We start from the raw sequence: 18,091 nt of genomic DNA on the forward strand, positions 1-18,091 counted from the left end.
GGACGTCGCTAGGATCTTCCATAGGGGGGGGAACGGGTGAAAAATTCAATAGGACAAAAACATTAAATGCGAGCAGAGAAAAAACGATCTTTTTTATCATGGATGTACTCTACCTCTCCAAGTAAGTTTTTATATTCCTCTTTGTCCTCAGAAGTGGCAGTATGCCGAAACTTTTCAAATAATCCTACACATTTGATTGTGACAGGATTACCATTCAGCACGACGGAATAGGAAAGGCTCTCGAGCAGGAATTTCATACCTTTGGAATAACGATGTTTGTTGAGATCATAACAAGCCATCTCTGCCAAAAATCGTGCATAGAGATCTGCTGACATTTGCTCCGTATAGGTCCCTACCTTGACATGCTGATCTGCAAATGCCTCAATTTGTTTTTCAAAGCGCTGCAGTACATGATCTACATTAAAATCATAACGGTTGGCCGCTACCATAATTTTATGTAGCCCCACCAGAATTTCACCTTCGTTTTTTTCCAAATAATCTACATACTGTGGAATCACATCCAGGCTGCCGGACATCAATTGATATAAATACCCGTTGGCCTCAGCCCAGTTGCTACAAAGGGCCTTCAAACGCTGAGCTTCTTCCGTATCCTCTTGCACCCAGCTCAAATCAGAGTATAGGGATACAAATTCCAGCGCCTTCTGATAATCCCCGCGCTCATCCCACACCCCGGCGCGCAGCACATAAGAGTATACAATATACATAAACAAAGGACCCTTAGGTTCCTTGCCACGCTCCGATCTTCTGGTATTTCCGTATTTTTGCTCGTATTGTACCTTGGCTTTTTGAGCCATTTTTTCAGCAAACCATTCTACTTTATCCCAACGCCGCAAGGAGGCATAGGTATTGGCCAAGTCTCTTAAGGCATCCAGTTGGTCTGCTTCACCCAGTCGGTCCACAAAGCTTTCGAAATGTGTGGCTGCCCATAAGTTTTCGTCCTGGTCATCGCCAACGGCAATCGTAAATAAACGGTATTGGCAGAGCGCCAGACGCTCTGAATGTTGGTACTTTTCACTTTCCGAAACATTTTTATAAATAATTGCCGCAGCCTCGAACTTACCTTCACTGAATAATTCTTCTGCTGTCTCAAACAAAGCTGGGGCGTATATGAGATAGTCCATCATAAACTCCACGACTTGCTTAATACAATCCAGTTTGTTCAGCTCTGCACAGCGATGCAAAAAGGGGCGAACCCGTCGCCAATTCGGTGCCGTATTCCGTATAAATTCATCAATGTATAACTCATAGAGGCTCCCTTCTTCAAGCCCCATGCCTGCACCAATCCGATCCAACAGCAGCATCGCAATCGGACGATTACCGTTAATAATGGCACTGATCGTTCCTGCATTAATACCTGTGTTCTCCCCAAACTTACTAATCGTAATTCCTTCTCGTCTGATGTACTGCTCCAGCTCTGCGCGAATTGTGGTTGTTTCCTTCAAATCAGGCACCCCCAGGGATTACTTGCATGATTACAATACAAAAAAAGAAAATTCCCGTGAATATTCCCTTAATTATACAAAAGAAAGCCCACTTAGCCAACCGCTCAAGTAAATTTATATCAGAAAATTCAATAATTCTCCGAATTGCCGTATACTACGGGGAGGTGAGCCGAACAGCTACACCCAATCGGTACGCAGGAAAGGATACGACAAATGGACAACACCCCTACAACAGAACAAGAGATTGCACAATGGATGGTCGCGCAGATCCGTGAAGTGGGCACCCTGAAACAAGAAGATGCAATTGCATATGTACGCTCTGAGTATGGAGAGCAGTATGTGTTTATAAGCGAGCATGGTCATGTATCTCTGGAAAAAGAAATCAAAAAAGCATTCCGCAAGCTTCATGGTGGTAGAATTGCCTGGGATCGTGACGGATTTCTCTGGGCCTGGACTTAACAAGCAAAAGCATCTGCCCTAGGCAGGTGTTTTTTTAATCATTTATCCATATATCCTCTGGAGTCGGTTAATTTCTTCCTTCACAAACTGTCGGAGTACTGCAGGCTCCAAAACTTCAACCCTACCGATCCAATCCATAGCATCGCGACAAGCCGCTTCATAACTATACATGTTGACCTTTAGAATGAAATGACTGCCTTCCTGTACAGACTGGATGATTTCCATTCTTTTCGCTATAATTCCCGCTTGCTTCTTATTCGTTCGGATCAGAACGGGATAGTATTCTTTCTCTGTACAAAGCTGCTTAAACGCGGTTTCTTGCCTCATCCAATGATGTTCCAGCGAAAAATCGACCGGAACCTCAAACACTTCCGCAGACGGCTGAACCTCCTTGATTCGCTCACATTTAAAGGTCCGAATCTCCTGCCCAACTTCACAGAAGGCAATGAGATACCAATCTCCTTTTTTCACCACAAGTCCATAGGGATGCACATGACGGGAAGAACAGATTCCGTCAGCCTTCTCATATTGAATGGTTATTTTATGGGACCCCCACACTGCAGCTCTCACGGCCTCAAGACAAGGAATGGCTATACGTTCCGTCCACCACGGCGTATCATCAAAATAAAACCGTGCTTTGGCTTTCTTAATATCGGACTGATACGGGTCTGGCATCGTCTGTTCCAGTTTGAGCAGAGCATTCTTTAACTTCAAACCCGATTCGGTGGGCCCGCCTGTATAAATGCCCATCCCTGTTAAATACAACTGAATGACATCCCCGCCATTCAACTGTTTCAGGTTCGCCGTATAACCCTCCATTAAATAAATTCCGCCCTTCGGGCCGGATGCGGTAACAATCGGAACGCCGGCTTCAGCCAGGAGGTCGATATCCCTGTAAATGGAGCGTACAGAGGTTTCCAGTGCCAACGCCAATTCCTTGGCCTTCATTCTCCCTCTAGATTCGATACATAATAAAATCGCGATTAAACGATGCAGTCTCACAATCATACCTCCACAATAGATGGTTAACCCGAATTGAAAAGATGATGCAAAGATTGTTGACACCCTGTTGGCAGCAATAGGTGTGTATCATAGAAGTAAAGGGGTGTAATGGATTATGAATATTGGAATATTGGGGACGGGATTCGGCGCATATCATGCCTCATTGTTAAACAACCATCCCAAGGTAAACAGAATCATGGTATTTGGAAGGAACGAAACCAAGCTGCAAAAGCTGAAAGAGGAGCTAAACGTAGAAGTCACACAAAATATAGAGGATATTCTGCTGGATCCAGACGTGGATATCGTCGATCTATGCCTGCCCTCCCACCTGCATAGGTCATATGCTGTGGATGCGCTAAAGCACGGTAAGCATGTATTTTGTGAAACACCCGTTTGCTTTAATCTCGAAGACGCTCTTCTTATGCAACAAGCTGCGGAGCAATATGGCAAAAAGATTCTGGTCAACCAGTTCATTAAGTTTGATCCCGCCTATACCTATCTGTATGAGGCATACCGCCAACAGAAGTACGGAAAGCTCATTTCCTTATCTTTGAAAAGAGAAACGCCTCCCCTGTGGGGAGATCTTGGACTAAGCTCCATCCCTACTCAGTTCATGATTCATGAACTGGATTTATTGACTTGGCTATTGGGCCCCTGTGACCCATGTACAGTCTGGGGTACAGAAGTTACCCATCCTGAACAAGCACAGGTTCGTGCTTACTTTCAGCATCGGGATACATTCACAGAAGTCATCGCTTCATCCCATATGCCGGGAAGCTACCCCTTCACAGTGGCCTATGAAGCTTATTTCGAAAAGGCCAAGCTGGTATTTCATGAAAGCGACGAAAACGATCTTATACCTACCGCATTATATGAGTATACCGCATCAGGACAGCAAAAAATCAACCTCGAATCTGCCAATCCATACGAAAAAAGTTTGGATCATGCACTTGAATGCTTTGGTGGACATTCGGAAAGCCTGATTCCACTGGAATCGGCTGTACAAGCGCTGAAAGTGGCTATTGAGATTAAAAGCAGACTGGGGCAAGGCCAGCGTTAACCCGGTATCTACGGAAATCAGCTTCCTATAAGGAAGCTGTATCCGCAGGCAGGGAAACTTCGTCCGCGTAGTTCGTTGCCATAATCTTGGCTACCCCGGCCGGATCGGTCGTCTGCCCCAACGCCCACATCATTTTCGTCACCAGCGCTTCCGTTGTCATGTCATACCCCGGAATAACACCCTTCTCCAGTACCTTTTGCCCCACTTCGTAAATCGTCAAATCCCCGCCCTCATAAGGACATTGAGTAGTCACGACAATACTCATACCGTCCTTCATCAGTTCCTCGATTTTACTGATCAGGCTTCTTTCTTTAAAAGGGACGCCACCCATACCAAAGCCCTCAATGACGATACCTTTATAGCCCAAGCCCTGAATGGCATCGAAAATCGCCGGATTCGTACCCGGAATCAGCCTGAGCAGAAATACTTCGGAAGCATACCCGTCGTTGTATGGATGACGAACGGTACTGCGATTTGCAAATACGCCCTCCGTATAGACCACCTTACCGTTCTCCACGAGGCCAATGTACGGATAGTTAATACTCTCAAAGGCGTTATAGCTGCGTGTTCTGATTTTCGAGCTACGGCTACCATTGATAATTTTGCCGTTAAACACGACAAAAACCCCAGCCACCTCGCCACATGCGGTCAGGAATGAGTCAATTACATTTTTTTTGGAATCGCTGTGCTCCGCCAAAATGGAAACTTGTGAACCTGTCACAACGACGGGTTTGTCTACGGTTCCCAGCATGAAACTCAAGGCTGAAGCCGTATAAGCCATCGTATCCGTACCGTGTGCAATGACAATGCCGTCGTACTGATCGAGCGAACGATGTACCATCCGGGCGATGGAAGCCCAATCCTCTGGTTGTGTATTTGTGCTATCAATGCTCATCAGATTATGGGCATCAATCTCGCAAATCTCCTTCAGCTCCGGAATTTCCGCCAAAATATTTTCAGCCGATTGGGTCGGTGTCAGGCCGTTTTCCTGATAAGAGGAAGAAATGGTCCCTCCGGTATTAATGAACAAAACCTTTTTCATATGCCAATGTTCCTTCCCGATTACATCTTCACTGTATTGTTCTTAGAATTTATCATGAATAAGTGTGATAAGCTACTTTGCAATGGAAAAGAATTTGGGGTAAGAGGCGCCAAAAAAGCACGACAAACAAGCGCGGGCTTTCCTTCCTCCTGCGACTTGTCTAACGTGCTTTTTACTATAAGTGCAATAAGTCTACAGCGTTGTACATACCTATAACCCATCCACGTACTTTTTATGGGGATACAGGCTGCTCCTGTGGCGCTCTCTGTACCAACGCTTTGCCCAGAAACTGCCGTGTCCGTTCTTCCTTCGGATTGGTGAAAAACTGCTCCACGGGTCCCTGCTCCACGATCACACCATGCTCCATCAGCACAACCCGATCCGCTACATCTCTCGCAAAACCAAGCTCATGCGTGACAATAATCATCGTATTGCCTTCACTCGCCACCTTTTGAATCACGGACAGCACTTCATCCACCAGTTCAGGATCAAGTGAGGATGTCGGTTCATCGAACAACAACACCTGCGGATTTAGTGCCAAAGCACGGGCAATCGCAACTCGCTGCTGCTGTCCACCCGAAAGCTGGGCAGGATAATAGGTCATACGATCCTTTAACCCGACCTTTTCCAAAATGCCTTCACTGATCTCCCTCGCCTGCTTACGATCCAGCTTTTTCACACTGGTCAGACCAATCATCACATTATGGAGTGCATTCAAATTTTTAAACAACTGATATTGCTGAAATACCATTGCCGTTGCCATCCGTAGTCCGAGAATGTCCTTTTTTCCCGCCTTAGCGGCATCGACCTTTACATCGTCAATTTCAATGACTCCGCTGGTCGGCTGCTCCAAAAAATTAATGCTGCGCAGCAACGTGGACTTCCCCGATCCGCTTGGGCCCAGGATCACCACGACTTCTCCCTTGCCTACCGTCAGGTCTATGCCCTTCAACACGTGATGCTGTCCAAAATGCTTATGAATTTGATGAAGCTGAATCATGCTCTTACTCACTTCTTTCGTAAATTCGAATACGCTTCTCCAGCACGACAAGCCCGCGCTCAATAATAATGCACACCAACCAGTAAATCAGGGACACCGCAACATATACCTCAAAAAAAGCCAACGCCCGCGCGCCCATAATTTTAGCCTGTCCCATCATATCGACGACACCGATCATAAAAATAAAAGACGTATCCTTCACCGTACTGATCAGCGTGTTTCCCAGATTGGGCAAAGCCACCGTCAACGCCTGCGGCAATACAATTTTGAGCATAATTTGTGTTTGGCTCATGCCGATGGAATTAGCTGCCTCAAATTGTCCCCGGTCGACTGAATGAATCGCCGCCCGGAACGTCTCCGACAGATAACCCCCGAGATTTAGTGAAAATGACAACAATGCGAAAACCTCGGGTGGAATCACGTAGATATTTAATTGCTGTAAGAAACCGTATTCGCTCTGAAAATAATATAAAAACTTGGGTATTCCATAATATACGAGAAACAGCTGCACAATGAGCGGTGTTCCCCGGATGTAGGAGACATACAGCGTAGACAGTTGCGCCAAGACAGGCACCTTGTATATCCGAATTAACGCCGTTGCCAACCCGATAATCGTACCCAGCAGCATGGACAAAAATGCAATCCATAGCGTAACGGGTAGATACTCAACGATCCGGGGAAGGCTTTTCAGCATATAATCAAGGTCAAACAGCTTTTCCATAGGAACCTCACTTTACCCTTTACATTGTTGTTACTGCGGGATATATTCCCCACCTGTCCATTGTTCAGACAATTTTTTCAGTGTTCCGTCCGTTTTCAACTCTTTAATAATCGGGTCGATTTTAGCTTTCAGCTCTTCGCCCTGCTTATCCTTTTTGAACACCAGATTGATATCATCCGTTTGCACAGGATCACCTATCGCTTCGACCTGCAAACCTTCCTTCTTGATCGTAGCAGCCGTCATGACTGGATCATTCACATAAGCGTCCACCCGGCCATTTTGTACGTCTTGAAGGTTATCGGACGAAGTGCCTGTATCATTGTATTTCAAAATAATTTTATTCCCATTCTTCGCATTATATTGTTCCAGCAATTGTGTGTAGGAGTCGCCTACTGATGCGGCTACCTTCTTGCCTTCTAAATCCTTGAGAGAGTGTATATCCGTTCTGCCTTTTTTCACAACAATGACGGATTGTGCTTGAAAGTAGGATTCATCCGAGAACAAATATTTTTGCTCGCGCTCAGGATTTTTGGCGATTTCATCTGCTACGACCTGAATCTTGTTCGATTCCAGCGCCATGAAAATTCCGTCCCAGCCAGAAGGTACAAACTCAAACTTGTAGCCGTCCAGCTTCTTGTCGATCTCCTTGACTACTTCCACATCGTATCCGGTCAGCTCGTTTTTTTCATTCGTAAAAGCAAACGGAGGGTAGTCATTTTGTGTGCCGACATAGATTACCTTATCCCCCGATGCCGCATCCTTCGAGGAACATCCACTCAAGGCACCCGTTAATAACACAAGAGATAGGCCAATCGCTGCTACCAAAGCAGATTTCTTCATATATGACATCCCCTTTTTAATATCCAAGTAATTTACTATGATTTTATATTATAACGGGTTATTCAAATAATACAACAAGTAAATTTCATTTCGATTATTTATCCATATGTTGCACAAAAAAAGGACCCTTGCGGGTCCACTGTTATCCATGAAGCGGAAAACGCTCTGCTGGATGTTCCGGCAAAATGGACGAGATCAACCGTCGTACAGCCGGATGAGCAGATTCAAAAATCTGATCCTTCTCATCACAGCGCTCAATCAATCTTCCCTGCTCCATCACAGCAATGCCATCACAGATGGCATATGCCGCCCGAATATCATGCGTGATGAACAGATATGACAATCCAAACGAAGATTTCAGTTCTCCCAGCAGGGATAAAATATGCATCTGGTGAACCATATCGAGGCTGCTGACGGACTCATCCAGCACGATCAGCTTTGGTTTGAGCGCAATCGCCCGTGCAATGTTGATCCGCTGTAATTGTCCGCCGCTGAATTGATGCGGATATTTAATCCGATCTTCCGGCTTGAGGCCGACCCGTTCCAGCAGGCTTTCGACCGTTCTTTTTTGTTCCTGCACCGATAACCGTTCGTAATTGTCCAATGGCTCACCAATAATCTGCCCGGCGGTCATTCGGGGATTTACAGCAGAGTAGCAGTCCTGAAATACGACCTGCATATCCCGTCGCAGTCCCCTGCGGACTTGGGGGCTCGCATTATAAATGTCCTGTCCCTGGAACAGCACCTGACCCTCCTGCGGCTTCTCCAGCCCCAGAATAACCTTGCCCAGCGTGCTTTTACCGGCTCCGCTGGTACCAAGTAAGCCTAGGCAAAACCCACTTTCTATAGTAAGCGAAACGTTAGCCAACACAGGAGGACGTGGTTCAGAGCGGCCCAGCCATTTGCGCCTTCCATAGCTATGAGTTACTTTCTTCACTTGTAGCATGCGCATTCGCTCCCCTTTTGAAAGTGTAACCGTCGAACAGGCGACTAACCACCTACCTGATTTATGCCCCGAATGGACAACTTGGGTCTGACATGCAGCAGCATTTTCGTATATTCATCCTGCGGGTGATCGAATAACTGATGGACCTCAGCCTGCTCAACAATACGACCCTGCTGCATGACAGCCACTTCATCCGCCAATTGGGAAATGACGCCCAGATCATGCGAGATCAGCAAAATGGACGTATTGTATTCCGTACGCAAGCGATCCAGCTCTCTTAGCACCTGTAGCTGATTGACCACATCGAGCGCCGTCGTTGGTTCATCCGCAATAACTACTGCTGGCCGCAGGCACATGGAAATGGCGATCATGACCCGTTGCAACATCCCGCCGCTCAACTGAAACGAATACCGCTTCATCAGCTTGGCCGGATCGGGCAGATTCATATTTTCCAGAGCCGTTATGGCAAGTTCATGGGCCTGTCGTTTGGTTAATCCGGTGTGCGTGCGGACCGTTTCCATAAACTGAGCTCCGATCGTATACACTGGCGTAAAAGCGCTCATCGGATTTTGCATAATAAACGCGATTTCCTTGCCCCGAATACGGCGCATCTCCTCGGCCACCATTCCGTTCAGCTCACGCCCGTTCAGACGGACACTACCTTCCACGTCCATCGTCTGGCGATCCAGCAGTTGGAGCAACGCTTTACAGGTTACCGTTTTGCCGCTTCCACTCTCGCCGACAAGACCCAGTACCTGTCCCTTTTTCAGCTCAAAATGAGTTGGCTCCAGCAGAGATACCGCCCCGGCACCGGTTTTGAGCTTCACCTGTAAGCCGCTGACCTCCAGCACCTTCTCCCTGTCGTCCATCGTTGTAACTCACTCCCGTTTTACTGACGTTTGGCAATTCCGTATCGGTCGGACAGCGCCTCCCCCAATATATTGAAGGCCATCACCACCACCAGAATCATAACCCCCGGATAGATCATTAATTCCGGATGACTGCGAATGTATCCCGTTCCCTCATGAATCATCGCTCCCCATTCGGGGGTCGGCGGCTGAATGCCTAGACCAAGGAACGACAACGCGGAAATATCCATGATCGCCCAACCCATTTCCAGTGTACCAATGACCACAATCGGCCGCAGCACATTCGGAATAATATGCCGCCGGATAATGGCCCCTGAGGAGGACCCGCTAATCCTTGCAGCAGCTATAAAATTCCGTTCTTTCAGACTGACGACCATATTGCGGCACATTCTGGCATAATACACCCACTGCACCATCATCAAGGCAAGCAGCACCTGCATGAGGCCCGGTCCAAAAATACCGACAATGCCCAGCACAAGCACCAAATTCGGAAACGCCATAATACCTTCGCAAAACCGCATCAACACACTATCGACCCAGCCACCTACATAACCTGCAAGCGACCCGACCACAACGCCGATGCTAAGCGAGGACAGGAAAATTAATGTCGCAAAGCCGAGGGAAATCCGCGCTCCATACAGCAACCGGGATAAATTGCACCGACCCAAATGATCGGTCCCCAGCCAGTATTCTTTCGAAGGTCCCTCCAGCTTGTGCAGTAAATTGACTTTAACCGGATCATGGGGAGCCAGCCAAGGAGCTAGCGCCATAATGATAAAAAGAGCAGCCAGTACGACAGAGCAGACCACGATTACCTTTTGACCTTTGAACATTGTACGCAACCTTATCATCACTGCTCTGCTCGTCCCTTCGATGAAATTCGGGGGTCCATATACAAATGCACCAGATCAACGAGCAAATTGCATACGATGAACAGGCATGCCGCCAAAAACACATAGCATTGTATGACGGGAATATCCCGGTTAAAAATCGCTTCCACAAAATAACGGCCAAACCCGGGCCATGAAAACACCTGCTCCACAATAATTGTTCCGGTCAGAAGCTTGCCCAGATTCATACCCAGACTTGTAATCAGTGGAGCAATGGCAATTTTCAGTACATGCTTGAGCATGATCACCCGCTCATGAATCCCTCTAGTTCTGGCATACTGCACATACGTTTCCTGAAGCTGCTCCAACACACTGGAACGCAGCAGGCGCGTATATAAAGCAATCAGAACCAGCGACAGGGTCACCGTGGGCAACACCAGATGCTGCCACGTTCCTCGCCCCTCTACAGGGAGCCAATCCAATCGGACAGAGAAAAAGAAGATTAACAAATATCCCAGCCAAAACTGGGGTATAGATGCGCCAAAATATGAAATTCCTCGACTAAGCATGTCGATCCAGCCATTTTTACGCATCGCCGCCAGCACGCCCAGTGGAATACTCACCACAATAGATAGCACCATACTGCTCACAGCCAATTCAAAAGTGGCGGGCAGCCGAACCTTGACCTCATCCCACACCGGCTTGTTGGTCAGATACGAAGTACCAAAGTCCAATTGACTGATTCTTTGAAGTGTATGCATATACTGCGTCAGCAAAGGCTGATCCAGCCCGAACTCATGTCTTTTCTGCTCCAGAATCTCTGGAGTAGGATAAATATGAGCAGCCGTCAAATAGGCCTCGGCCGGATCAACTGGTGAAATATGAATCAGTGCAAAGGTAACGAGGGTGGCAAAGAGAACAATAGGAATGACCGCTACCATTCGCTTCCCGATATAGCTGATCATGAGTTGTCCTCCTATCCTGTAAACTACCGTTACCTATCGGCTTCAGCTACTTTCCGATTTCAATTCCCTCAAACGGATTTTCATCCCGATTAGCCGGGAATACAAAGTTTGTAATCTTTTTCTGGTACACTGCCGTTTTCTTAATATAAGAAATAGGCACAATGGCAGATTGCTCCTGAAGCGTCTTCAGAATCGAAGCATACAGCTCTTGACGCTTGGTTTCATCTGTCGATGAGAGCGCTTCGTGTACTTGCTGATCCAGGTCTTTCTTCATCGGGAGGGCACTCAGCACCTCGGAAATTCCGAAGCTCTTCTTGGCAATGACATTAATAAAGGAATGCGGATCATAAGGTGCACCATAGTTGTACCAGAAGTACAGATCAAACTGGTTGGATCTAAGGCGCTTGATTTGAACCGTCAGCTCCAGTCCGGTCAGGTTCACTTTGACACCCAATTCTCCCCATTCAGCCTGAATGGTTTCAGCCATCGCCTTTTGGATCGGATCAGTCTTATCAAAAATCAACTCAAAATCCAGCTGTTGTCCGTCTTTTTCCCGTACTGTACCGCCTGCGGGCAGCTTCCAGCCAGCCTCATCCAGCAACGATTTGGATTTTTCCACATCATAGCCAACAGGCTGTAAGTTTACATTCGTATACGGATAGTTTTTGGATAAAACCGTATCCGCTGTTTCCTCCAGCCCCGAGGTTACACCTTCCACCATTGCCTGCTTGTTAAAGCCATGCTGGAGTGCCAGACGTACCCGAAGGTCTGCCAGCTTGGGATTGGATGAGTTGAGTAACAGGCTTCTTGTACCTACAGGCTCGGACAGCGTGGTAACATACTGATTCGTGTCGCGAAGCTGTTTGAAAGCATCCAGACTAATGACACCCTCTCCATAAATCAGATCCAGGTCGCCTTTTTCAAAGGCCATTACACGGGTTTCGCCATCGGGAATGATTTTTACCGTAATTTTATCCACCTGCGGTGCAGTACCCCAATAGTTCGGATTACGCTTAAAGGTTGCATATTCATCTTGCTTGTATTCATCCAGCATCCAAGGTCCTGTACCTACAGGTTTCTTGATTCCTTTGGACGTATCTCCATCATCCGGGAACCCAGCTTCACCCAGAAAACGGAACGGGCGAACGACAGACAAATCCTGAAGCACTGGGTAGTATGGCTCTTTGAGCGTCATTCGGAAGGTGCTGTCATCTACAGCTTCAGTTTTGTCGAGAACGCCTACTATACCAAGCCAGCTGTGCGTCTTCTCATTTTTCATAATAGCGTCAAAGTTCTTTTTGACAATGGCCGCATTAAATAGCGTTCCATCCGAAAATTTCACACCTTTGCGTAGCTTAAACGTATATATTTTGCCGTCCTTGGAAATAGTCCAGGATTCAGCCAAAGCAGGCTCCAGCTTGCCTCCTTGCTTGTAGCTGACTAACGGCTCATAAACCATGGATTGTGCAAAAAGTTGGGAAGGATTGTATACGTGAGGATTCATCGTACCAATGTCACGCGGCCACGATAGCGTGATCGACTTTTCATTGGCAGCTCCGTCAGTAGAGGTGGATGCAGGGGTGTTCTCCTGCTTCGCGCAGCCCAAAACAACGGATAATAAGAGGAGCGCCACCAACATAAGGGTGGCAGTCTTGCGGTGTCGAACGGACATCAATGTATTTCCCCTTTTCTATATATGTGATAATGATTATCATAATCATATTTAGAATAGGTACCACGTTCTATTTTGTCAACAATATTCGACAAGCAATCCTCTTATTTATTTTAAATTTGTATAATATTAAATTTATGGCTTAATTCTCCAACGCTTGAAACAGAGTACGCGTGTACTCATGCTGTAACAAGTCTTCATCCCATTCCTTAAAGATTTCCACGATCTCCCCCTGAACCATGACGGCAACTCGATCACAAAACTGGCGAGTAGATTGGAGATCGTGAGTGATGAATAGGTAGGACAACTGACGTTCCATCTGCATTCTTTTGAGCATGTCCAGTACAGAAGACTGCGTTGTCGTATCCAGATTGGCGATCGATTCATCGAACAAGATAATATCCGGCTCCACCGCCAACGCTCGGGCAATACATACCCGCTGTTTTTGCCCGCCACTCAGCTGTGCTGGGTATTTTTCCAGACTGTCAGCCTCCAATCCTACCGATTCCAATAGGGACAGACAAATATCCAGCGCCTGCGCTTTTCGCTCAGGAAAATAGTTGTGGATCGGCTCCATTAAAATATCTCGAATGGTCATATGAGGATGCAATGAGGAGGACGAATCCTGTGCAACCAACTGGATTCGCTTGTACAGCTGAACGTCCTTCATCTTTTCGAAGTGTATAGGCTGATGATCCAGCCAAATCTCCCCTGAGGTCAACGACTCCAGCCCTAGAATACATTGTGCCAGCGTGCTTTTGCCACTTCCACTTTCCCCCACCAGTCCAAGACATTCACCCTGTCGTAACTCCAGACTCACCTTCTTCACGGCCCGCTCGCTATCTTGCGTGCTGAACCAGCCTTTTCTCCGTTTGCGGACAGGGTATGCTTTGGTCACATTCTTCAATTCCAGCATCACTGGTGCATCCTTCCTTCCGGGCTCATCTCCAACACTCGATCTGCTATGCGGCTCATACCCTGGCGATCATGTGAAATCAACAATATGGTGAGATCAAAGTCTTCTCTCAATTGTTGCAGCAATGCCAAAACCTTGTCGCGGTTGATAACATCCAACGCCGTAGTAGGCTCATCGGCAATAAAGAGGCTTGGACCTGAGCTTAACATTGCAGCCAGCAGCACCCTTTGACACATGCCTCCGCTTAGTTCAAAAGGATATGACGACAAAATATGCTCAGGATCTGTAAACCCAACCTTGCGGAGCAGAGAGCGCAAATAGGCCTCCCGCACTGGAGTAGCGCCTCCTCTGGCTATCTCCATGGCACGGATCAGCATCTGCCGCATCCGTGGCAGCACGCCCAGCGGGTGGACTTGCTGCGGTGCAGTGTGGGATGGGGCAGCACCAGCGTGCCCCGGCTCCATCTGGTCGTGCGGCATCCGACGCCGCCCGTGCAGTCTAAGCGTATCCATCAGCTGGGCGCGGACAGTCCGGATCGGATTCAACCCGCTCAGCGATTGTTGAATGAGCAGGGCAATATCCTCTCGGCGCAGCCTTTGCCAGCGCCGTTCCTGGAACGGGAGAATGTCTTCCCCGTTATAGTAGATACGCCCTTGCGTAACACCGATACCTGACTCCAGCATGCCTGCGATTGCGTGTGCGGTCAGGCTCTTGCCGCATCCGCTCGGTCCGGTCAGTGCCACAATCTCCCCTGAATATATGGAAAAGCTCACATCCCGCAGCAGTGGTTTGCCCCCACTTCCGCTTGCTCCTACGCCTGTGCGGCAGATTTCCAAATGTTCCACGTGTAACAACGGTTTTCGCCCTGCCACTTGTTCTATCGTATCCTTGCCCCCAAGGGCTATTTGATCCTCCACTATTTGGCCGCCCCCTTTTCCGAAAAGCGGTCGCCCAAAAGCTGGCAGGCAAGTACGAATAGCATAATCGCCAAGCCTGGGAAAATCATGACATGCGGAGCCACCTGAAAATATGAGGTTGCATCATGCAGCATCACGCCCCACTCTGGCTTGGGCGGCTGTACACCCAGTCCAAGAAAGGACAGCCCAGCGATCATCAGCACCACGCGTCCGATATCCCATACCGCATAAACCAACAACTGCGGCAACGCTTGTGGCAATACATAACGTCTCAGTATACGTACGTGTGAATTGCCGGATAAACGGGCATACCGAACGTAGTCCTCCTGACAGGCTTTTTGAACCAGACTACGGATATACCGGACATAGCCCGCCCACCGTACCGCAATAATCGCAAGGGTCATGTTAACAAAACCCGGGCCCAAAATGCCCACAATTGCCACCGTTAAAATAATATCAGGAAAAGCCAATACGCCATCGATTCCCCGCATGATCAGCTGATCTACACGTCCACGCACATAACCAATGAGCAACCCTATAGGCAGACTAAAGCACAGCGTAGCTACAGTAATTGCACATGCGATTAGCACGCTCGTCCGTATCCCATAAATTAGCCGTGACAGCACATCCCGACCCAGATGATCCGTACCGAAAGGATATTTCCGACTGGGTGGTGCCAGACGGTTCAAAAGATCCACTTGAAGAGGATCATGAGGAGCGACCCATGGAGCCAATAACCCAAGCAGCACGATCAGACCAAAAAGTACGCCTCCTGCCAGCAAGCTCCCTTGAAAGGAAAGCCGTATCTTTTTCATTTTCAGCTTCCCCCTTAACGCAAACGTAGCCTCGGATCTATCGCCGTCTGGACCAAATCCACCAAACACTGAACACCTACAATTAAAAATACGGCAAAAATAACATACCCCTGAATCACCGGATAATCTCGCTGGGTAATCGCATCTATAAAATACTTACCTAACCCCGGCCATGAAAAAATGGTCTCGACGATGACATTACCTGCCAGCATAAATGATAGATTGGTACCTAGCAGTGTAATCATAGGCAGAACCGCATGCTTAAATATCTCAAAAAACAGGATATGCATACGGGAAAAGCCTCGGGCCTTCGCTGCTTTCACAAAATTCCGGTCACCCAGCTCCAGCATTTGAGCACGCAGTACACGTGCTTGTACAGCTCCCAAACCTGCACCAAGAGTCAGCGCTGGGAGCACTAGATGTGTCCAGTCCTCCCTTCCCATGGATGGGAGCCAGCCCAGGCGAACGGAGAATAGATAGATCAACAGAAACCCAAGCCAAAAAGAGGGAATCGACGATCCCAGCAGGGCAAACAGCCTGCCCAGACGATCCAGTGGGCCGCTGATTTTTAGCGAGGCAGCCAGTCCCAGCCCCAGCGTAAGCACCGTCATGACGGCAAAGCCCGCAGCAGCTAGCTCCACAGTAGCAGGCAGTCTGTTCCATAGTTCGGCTAGCACGGATTCCTTGGATACATACGAGGTGCCCCAATGCCCCGTGAACACATCTCGCAGCCAGTTCACATATTGAATATGAAGCGGCTCGTTTAAGCCCAGTTCCTGCCGTAGCGTCGTCAACGCCTCCTCAGAGGCAGGGACATTATGCGCGGTGAGCAAAATAGTAGCAGGGTCACCAGGAGCGAGCCGCATCAGTACAAAAGTCAGCGTGGATACAACGAATACAATGATGAGCAGCTGCGCCACACGTTCCAGTATAAAACGAATCATAGGATACGCAGCTCGTTATTCCGTAATATCAGATTGCGCTGTAATGTAGTAATACTCGATCGGATGGGGTGTAAAACCCTCCACCCCTTTTTTCACACCAAACACATTATCAGGATGCACAATGAACGACTGTGGCAAATCCGCATTGATGATATCCAGCGCTTGTAGTGTCACAGCATTACGCTGCGCTGTATCCTTCGCCAGCTTCAAGCTGTTAAGAATACTCTCTAGCGGTTTGGAACTATACCGGCTTACATTGGCTTCGCTTTTCGAAGAATAAAACATGTCCATAAAATATTGCGGCTCTCCTGTATGAGCAGTAAGCATGCTGTACATAGCAAAATCCCAATCGTTTTTGGTCAACGCCTCGTCGATATTTTCCACCTTGCGAATCTTGACTTGGATTCCCTCTTTCAGCAATTGGCTTTGGATGACCTCAGCCATAACGGAGAGCTCTGGACGCTGAGGGAAAGTCAGCAGTGTAACCTCGAACGGCTTGCCTTGCTTAGTCCATGTCCCTTGGGCGTCTTTCTGCCAGCCATCCTTCGTCAACAGCTGCTCTGCCGTTCCGTTCAGCGCTTTACGCTCAACTTTACCGAAGGGAAGAATGCTCGGGAACGGACTGCTTGCTTCCGTACCGAAGCCCCTCATGACGGCGCTCACAATCGATGTGCGTGGAATCAGGCTGTCCACCACCTTACGGTTCGCCGCATCCTTGAATACTGGCGATTCCATATTGTACACGATCATATGGGTGCGTAAGGAGGGAGCCGACAGCACTTGTAGCTTGTCGTTCTTTTTCAGTACCTCTGCGTTATCAACCGGAATATCCGTCGCCACGTCCACCTCGCCGGATTGCAGCGCCATCAGGCGCGAATTCCCATCCGTAATGAACTTCATCGTCGCTTCAGCCAGTCGTGCCTTCTCGCCCCAATATCCGTCATAACGCTCTACGACCAAGGATTGGTCCTTGTTGAATGCTTTGATTTTAAAGGCGCCTGTCATCGCTGGGTAACTCTGCTCATCTTTCATCGATGCCACATCCAGTACAATCGTCGATGGATCAGCTAGATTGGACACCAGCGCCGCGTTCGGCTGGTTTGTCGTGATTTTCAAGGCCAGCGGGCCGCTTACATCAATGGACTTCACATTCAGTAAATCCTTTGCCAGATGGCTTTTCTCGATAGAGCGCAGCAAAGACGCTTTTACACCTGCTGCATCCATACTCTTTCCATCATGAAAAGTGACTTTATCCTGCAAGCTGAACGTCCAAACTGTAGGACTATCCTGCTTCCACTCCTTTGCCAGCCAAGCCACAGGCTCCAGCTTTTCATTCAAACGTACCAGTGTCTCACCTGCACCGGATCGCATCACATCCCAGCTATTATCTCCGTGCGGGTCAACGCCTGACGGTTTCCATGTATACGCCATTACCAGCTTTTTATCTGTCGCTGTTTGTTGTGCTGACGCGTTTTCACCCTTGCCGGAGCTATCCGACGTCTTATTGCTGGCACATCCCGAAAGAGCCATAACTGCTAGCAACAGCATCACCCCTGTACATATCAACCATGAACGCCTGCTACGATTGCTAATCATTCAATGAATCCCCCTCTATCTTGTAAAATCATAT

Annotated in this window: 18 protein-coding genes; 2 read left to right on the forward strand and 16 right to left on the reverse strand. The window is 48.1% G+C overall.

Annotated elements, in window-relative coordinates; translation table 11 throughout:
- Positions 1 to 62: 62 nt before the first annotated feature.
- Entirely contained in the window at positions 63 to 1,463 is a 1,401-nt protein-coding gene (locus MKY24_RS26055; RefSeq protein ID WP_023990971.1) for a transcriptional regulator, read from the reverse strand.
- A 213-nt stretch (positions 1,464 to 1,676) separates the two neighbouring features.
- Here MKY24_RS26055 and MKY24_RS26060 point away from each other — a divergent pair, with 213 nt between their 5' ends.
- On the forward strand, positions 1,677 to 1,922 hold the full coding sequence (locus MKY24_RS26060; RefSeq protein ID WP_013312611.1) for a hypothetical protein: 246 nt from the start codon (positions 1,677 to 1,679) through the stop codon (positions 1,920 to 1,922).
- A gap of 42 nt (positions 1,923 to 1,964) precedes the next feature.
- Here MKY24_RS26060 and MKY24_RS26065 read toward each other — a convergent pair whose 3' ends face one another.
- Positions 1,965 to 2,924: a WYL domain-containing protein gene (locus tag MKY24_RS26065; protein ID WP_023990972.1), complete on the reverse strand. Its 960-nt coding sequence runs from the start codon at positions 2,922 to 2,924 to the stop codon at positions 1,965 to 1,967.
- A gap of 112 nt (positions 2,925 to 3,036) precedes the next feature.
- Between MKY24_RS26065 and MKY24_RS26070 the strand changes: the two genes are divergently transcribed.
- Positions 3,037 to 3,984: a Gfo/Idh/MocA family oxidoreductase gene (locus tag MKY24_RS26070; protein WP_049828356.1), complete on the forward strand. Its 948-nt coding sequence runs from the start codon at positions 3,037 to 3,039 to the stop codon at positions 3,982 to 3,984.
- Positions 3,985 to 4,009: 25 nt separating this feature from the next.
- Here MKY24_RS26070 and MKY24_RS26075 read toward each other — a convergent pair whose 3' ends face one another.
- The 14 genes from MKY24_RS26075 to MKY24_RS26140 form a co-directional block, all read right to left on the reverse strand.
- Positions 4,010 to 5,026 (reverse strand): asparaginase, encoded by a 1,017-nt coding sequence (locus tag MKY24_RS26075; protein WP_013312613.1) that lies wholly within the window; start codon positions 5,024 to 5,026, stop codon positions 4,010 to 4,012.
- A gap of 232 nt (positions 5,027 to 5,258) precedes the next feature.
- Complete coding sequence (locus MKY24_RS26080; RefSeq protein ID WP_254348340.1) at positions 5,259 to 6,026, reverse strand: amino acid ABC transporter ATP-binding protein; 768 nt, start codon at positions 6,024 to 6,026, stop codon at positions 5,259 to 5,261.
- 4 nt (positions 6,027 to 6,030) lie between these two features.
- On the reverse strand, positions 6,031 to 6,747 hold the full coding sequence (locus MKY24_RS26085; RefSeq protein ID WP_023990975.1) for an amino acid ABC transporter permease: 717 nt from the start codon (positions 6,745 to 6,747) through the stop codon (positions 6,031 to 6,033).
- Positions 6,748 to 6,777: 30 nt separating this feature from the next.
- On the reverse strand, positions 6,778 to 7,587 hold the full coding sequence (locus MKY24_RS26090) for a transporter substrate-binding domain-containing protein (protein WP_023990976.1): 810 nt from the start codon (positions 7,585 to 7,587) through the stop codon (positions 6,778 to 6,780).
- 142 nt (positions 7,588 to 7,729) lie between these two features.
- On the reverse strand, positions 7,730 to 8,539 hold the full coding sequence (gene nikE / locus MKY24_RS26095; protein WP_023990977.1) for a nickel import ATP-binding protein NikE: 810 nt from the start codon (positions 8,537 to 8,539) through the stop codon (positions 7,730 to 7,732).
- A gap of 38 nt (positions 8,540 to 8,577) precedes the next feature.
- Positions 8,578 to 9,402 (reverse strand): ABC transporter ATP-binding protein, encoded by an 825-nt coding sequence (locus MKY24_RS26100; protein ID WP_068939150.1) that lies wholly within the window; start codon positions 9,400 to 9,402, stop codon positions 8,578 to 8,580.
- 20 nt (positions 9,403 to 9,422) lie between these two features.
- Positions 9,423 to 10,253 (reverse strand): nickel ABC transporter permease subunit NikC, encoded by an 831-nt coding sequence (gene nikC / locus MKY24_RS26105; RefSeq protein ID WP_080682961.1) that lies wholly within the window; start codon positions 10,251 to 10,253, stop codon positions 9,423 to 9,425.
- Positions 10,253 to 11,197: a nickel ABC transporter permease subunit NikB gene (gene nikB, locus MKY24_RS26110; protein WP_339201157.1), complete on the reverse strand. Its 945-nt coding sequence runs from the start codon at positions 11,195 to 11,197 to the stop codon at positions 10,253 to 10,255. Before nikB (MKY24_RS26110) ends, nikC (MKY24_RS26105) begins: the two co-directional genes overlap by 1 nt.
- A 46-nt stretch (positions 11,198 to 11,243) precedes the next feature.
- Complete coding sequence (gene nikA / locus MKY24_RS26115; RefSeq protein WP_339201158.1) at positions 11,244 to 12,869, reverse strand: nickel ABC transporter substrate-binding protein; 1,626 nt, start codon at positions 12,867 to 12,869, stop codon at positions 11,244 to 11,246.
- A 142-nt stretch (positions 12,870 to 13,011) separates the two neighbouring features.
- Positions 13,012 to 13,788: a dipeptide/oligopeptide/nickel ABC transporter ATP-binding protein gene (locus MKY24_RS26120; RefSeq protein ID WP_023990982.1), complete on the reverse strand. Its 777-nt coding sequence runs from the start codon at positions 13,786 to 13,788 to the stop codon at positions 13,012 to 13,014.
- Entirely contained in the window at positions 13,785 to 14,702 is a 918-nt protein-coding gene (locus tag MKY24_RS26125; protein ID WP_339201159.1) for an ATP-binding cassette domain-containing protein, read from the reverse strand. Before MKY24_RS26125 ends, MKY24_RS26120 begins: the two co-directional genes overlap by 4 nt.
- Positions 14,702 to 15,517 carry a nickel transporter permease gene (nikC, locus tag MKY24_RS26130; RefSeq protein WP_053326421.1) on the reverse strand — a complete coding sequence of 272 codons (816 nt, stop codon included), beginning with the start codon at positions 15,515 to 15,517 and terminating at the stop codon, positions 14,702 to 14,704. The genes MKY24_RS26125 and nikC (MKY24_RS26130) overlap by 1 nt, the downstream gene beginning before the upstream one ends.
- 14 nt (positions 15,518 to 15,531) lie before the next feature.
- Positions 15,532 to 16,461: a nickel ABC transporter permease gene (gene nikB, locus MKY24_RS26135; RefSeq protein WP_023990985.1), complete on the reverse strand. Its 930-nt coding sequence runs from the start codon at positions 16,459 to 16,461 to the stop codon at positions 15,532 to 15,534.
- A 15-nt stretch (positions 16,462 to 16,476) separates the two neighbouring features.
- Entirely contained in the window at positions 16,477 to 18,057 is a 1,581-nt protein-coding gene (locus MKY24_RS26140; protein WP_076156651.1) for an ABC transporter substrate-binding protein, read from the reverse strand.
- Positions 18,058 to 18,091: the final 34 nt, after the last annotated feature.

Source organism: Paenibacillus sp. FSL P2-0322 (assembly GCF_037975315.1).
Classification (GTDB): Bacteria; Bacillota; Bacilli; order Paenibacillales; family Paenibacillaceae; genus Paenibacillus; species Paenibacillus polymyxa_B.